Source organism: Inquilinus limosus MP06, from assembly GCF_000767795.1.
Lineage (GTDB): Bacteria > Pseudomonadota > Alphaproteobacteria > DSM-16000 > Inquilinaceae > Inquilinus > Inquilinus limosus_E.
Window position 1 is genome coordinate 1 of record NZ_JANX01000676.1, and the last position, 2971, is coordinate 2971.

The following is a 2971-nucleotide window of genomic DNA, read 5'->3' on the forward strand; positions in this document are numbered from 1 at the left end:
CGCGCAGCACCGCCTGGCGATGCAGCATGGCCGCGCCGAGGGCGGCGAGCCGGTCCGCGGCCTCGCCCGAGGGCGCGGTGCCGTGGAAGCCGTCCGGGAACTCCTCGGCGATGAAACGGGTGGTCAGCCGGCCCTCGACGAAGCGCGGATGATGCATCAGCGCTGCCAGGAACGGGATGTTGTGGTTGACGCCGCGGATCACGAAGCCGTCGAGCGCGCTGCGGATCGAGGCGATCGCGGCGTTCCGGTTCGTCCCGATGCCGATCAGCTTGGCGATCATCGGATCGTAATGCATCGAGATCTCGCCGCCCTCGTCGACGCCGGTGTCGACGCGGACCTGCGGCCCCTCCTCCGGCGCGCGGTAGCGGGTCAGCCGGCCGATCGAGGGCAGGAAGCCGCGCAGCGGGTCCTCGGCATAGACCCGGGCCTCGATCGCCCAGCCGTCCAGCCGGATGTCCTCCTGCCGGAACGGCAGTTCCTCGCCGGCGGCGATTCGGATCATCAGCTCGACCAGGTCGAGCCCGGTCACCGCCTCGGTCACCGGATGCTCGACCTGCAGCCGGGTATTCATTTCCAGGAAGTAGAACGACCGATCGGCGCCGACGATGAACTCGACCGTGCCGGCGGAGCGGTAGCCGACGGCGCGGGCCAGGGCGCAGGCCTCGGCCCCCATGGCGCGGCGCATCTCCTCGGTCAGGAAGGGCGATGGCGCCTCCTCGATCACCTTCTGGTGGCGGCGCTGGATCGAGCATTCGCGCTCGCCGAGATAGACGGTGTTGCCGTGGCTGTCGGCCAGCACCTGGATCTCGATATGGCGCGGCTCCTCGATGAACTTCTCGGCGAAGACGCGGTCGTCGCCGAAGGCCGAGCGCGCCTCGTTGCGGGCGGAGCGGAAGCCCTCGCGCGCCTCCTCGTCATTGCCGGCGACGCGCATGCCCTTGCCGCCGCCGCCGGCCGACGCCTTCAGCATCACCGGATAGCCGATGCGGCGGGAGACCTCGACCGCCTCGTCCTCGTCGGCGATCGGGGCGAGGTGGCCGGGCACGGTCGAGACGCCGGCCGCCTGGGCCAACTTCTTCGATTCGATCTTGTCGCCCATCGCCTCGATGGCAGGGACGCCAGGGCCGATGAAGGCGATGCCGGCGGCCTCGAGCGCCGCGCAGAAGCGCGGATTCTCCGACAGGAAACCGTAGCCGGGATGGACCGCCTCGGCGCCGGTGGCGCGGCACGCCTCGACGATGCGCTCGATCACCAGATAGGACTGGGCCGAAGGCGCCGGGCCGATCGGCACCGCCTCGTCGGCCATGCGGACATGCACCGCGTCGGCATCGGCCTCGGAATACACGGCCACGGTCTTGATGCCCATGCGCCGCGCGGTGCGGATGACGCGGCAGGCGATCTCGCCGCGATTGGCGATCAGGATCTTGTCGAACATCGTCCCTTCGGAGGCGGTCGGGCCATGGGCGCAACATTGCGTCCCGTTCGTGCCGCGCCGCAACAGGAAAGCGGCGGGGCCTTGCCGGGCCTTATTCCCCGGCCGGCGGCAGCACCCGGCCGGCGACCGGCGAGGACAGGATCAGCGAGGAGGTGGTGGCGCCGAAGGCGGCGAGGCGCAGCAGGATCTCGTCGAGATGCTGGATCGAGCGGGCGACGACCTTGAACACATAGGCATCCTCGCCCGCGACCTCGTGGCACTCCACCACCTCGGTCACGGTGCGGGCGAAGGCCTCGACCGCCGGGAAGGTCTCGGCCCGGCAGCGCAGCCGGACGAAGGCGGACATGGCGTAGCCGAGCCGCCCGCGGTCGATCTCGGCCCGGAAGCCCTTGATCACGCCCTGGTCCTCCAGCCGCTTGACCCGCTCGGCCACCGCCGGGGGCGACAGGCCGACCAGCCGGCCCAGCTCGGCATAGCTGGCGCGGGCGTTCTCCTGCAGCGCCAGCACCAGGGTGCGACCGATGGCATCGAGGCGGAGTTTCGCGTCCATCCGAATCGCCCCCGTTGGTTTCGCTCTCGCATTGGTTTAATCGAAGGGCCGGCGAACCACCATTCGCGATCGTTCTGTTTGTGACACGAGGCCGACGGCACCCCATCCGTGATGATCGATCCCTTCCTGTTCGCCAAAGGCGTCGCCCTCGGTATCGCCATTGCCGCCCCGGTCGGCCCGATCGGCGTCCTGTGCATCCGCCGGACCCTGATCCACGGCACCCGCTTCGGCATCCTGACCGGCATCGGCGCCGCCTTCGCGGACGGGCTGTTCGGCCTGATCGCCGCCTTCGGCATGGTGGCGCTGAGCGCCTGGCTGATCACGTTGAAGGACGCGCTGCACCTGATCGGCGGCACTGTGCTGTTCGTGCTGGCCGTGCGCACCCTGCTGCATGCCGGCCATATCGAGCGCGACCCGGAGACCGGGCGGACCGAGGGCAGCGAGATCACGGCGGTGATCACCGCCTTCCTGCTGACCCTCAGCAACCCGATGACGATCCTGACCTTCGCCACCGCTTTCACCGCGGTCGGGCTGGCGGAGACGCTGTCCATCGGCTCCGGCCTGATCCTGGTGGCCGGGGTGCTGTGCGGCTCGGCCTCCTGGTTCACGACGCTGAGCTTCATCGTCGCCACCACCGGCGGCCGGCTGACGCCGCGGACGCTGCTGTGGATCGACCGCGTCGCCGGCGTGCTGCTGCTGGTCTTCGCCGCCTACATGTTCCTGGCCCTCTATCTGCGCTGGTAGAAGCCGAGCCGCTGCGCTGCGGCCCGCTCTGGCGGATTGACAAGCCGCGCCCCTCTGGACGAGTGTGGCCCGCCCTGCGGGAAAGGCTCGAGACTGACCCGCCTGGAGACATCATACGGACGCGTCCTGGAATGAATCTTTCGACCTTCCGCGCCGGCGTGGCGCTGCTCCCGCTCCTGTTCGCCGCTCCGGCGATCGCGCAGCAGGCCGCGCCCGCGGCGCCCGCAAAGCCGGCGGAGGCG

General features: G+C 70.2%; 3 protein-coding genes. 1 reads left to right on the forward strand and 2 read right to left on the reverse strand.

Annotated elements, in window-relative coordinates; all coding sequences use genetic code 11:
* Both P409_RS30655 and P409_RS30660 read right to left on the reverse strand, forming a co-directional pair.
* Positions 1 to 1435: acetyl-CoA carboxylase biotin carboxylase subunit (locus P409_RS30655; protein WP_034847384.1), on the reverse strand; the 1435-nt coding region annotated here is incomplete at its 3' end.
* A gap of 91 nt (positions 1436 to 1526) precedes the next feature.
* Positions 1527 to 1985: an Lrp/AsnC family transcriptional regulator gene (locus P409_RS30660; RefSeq protein WP_034847386.1), complete on the reverse strand. Its 459-nt coding sequence runs from the start codon at positions 1983 to 1985 to the stop codon at positions 1527 to 1529.
* A 111-nt stretch (positions 1986 to 2096) separates the two neighbouring features.
* On the opposite strand from P409_RS30660, the gene P409_RS30665 reads away from it, so the two are divergent.
* Positions 2097 to 2729 (forward strand): LysE family translocator, encoded by a 633-nt coding sequence (locus P409_RS30665; protein ID WP_052121595.1) that lies wholly within the window; start codon positions 2097 to 2099, stop codon positions 2727 to 2729.
* Positions 2730 to 2971: the final 242 nt, after the last annotated feature.

What these genes read in the sequence shown, in the direction of transcription:
- P409_RS30660 (WP_034847386.1), bottom strand. Translation starts at nt 1,985, where the DNA reads ATGGACGCGAAACTCCGCCTCGATGCCATCGGTCGCACCCTGGTGCTG.
- P409_RS30665 (WP_052121595.1), top strand. Translation starts at nt 2,097, where the DNA reads ATGATCGATCCCTTCCTGTTCGCCAAAGGCGTCGCCCTCGGTATCGCC.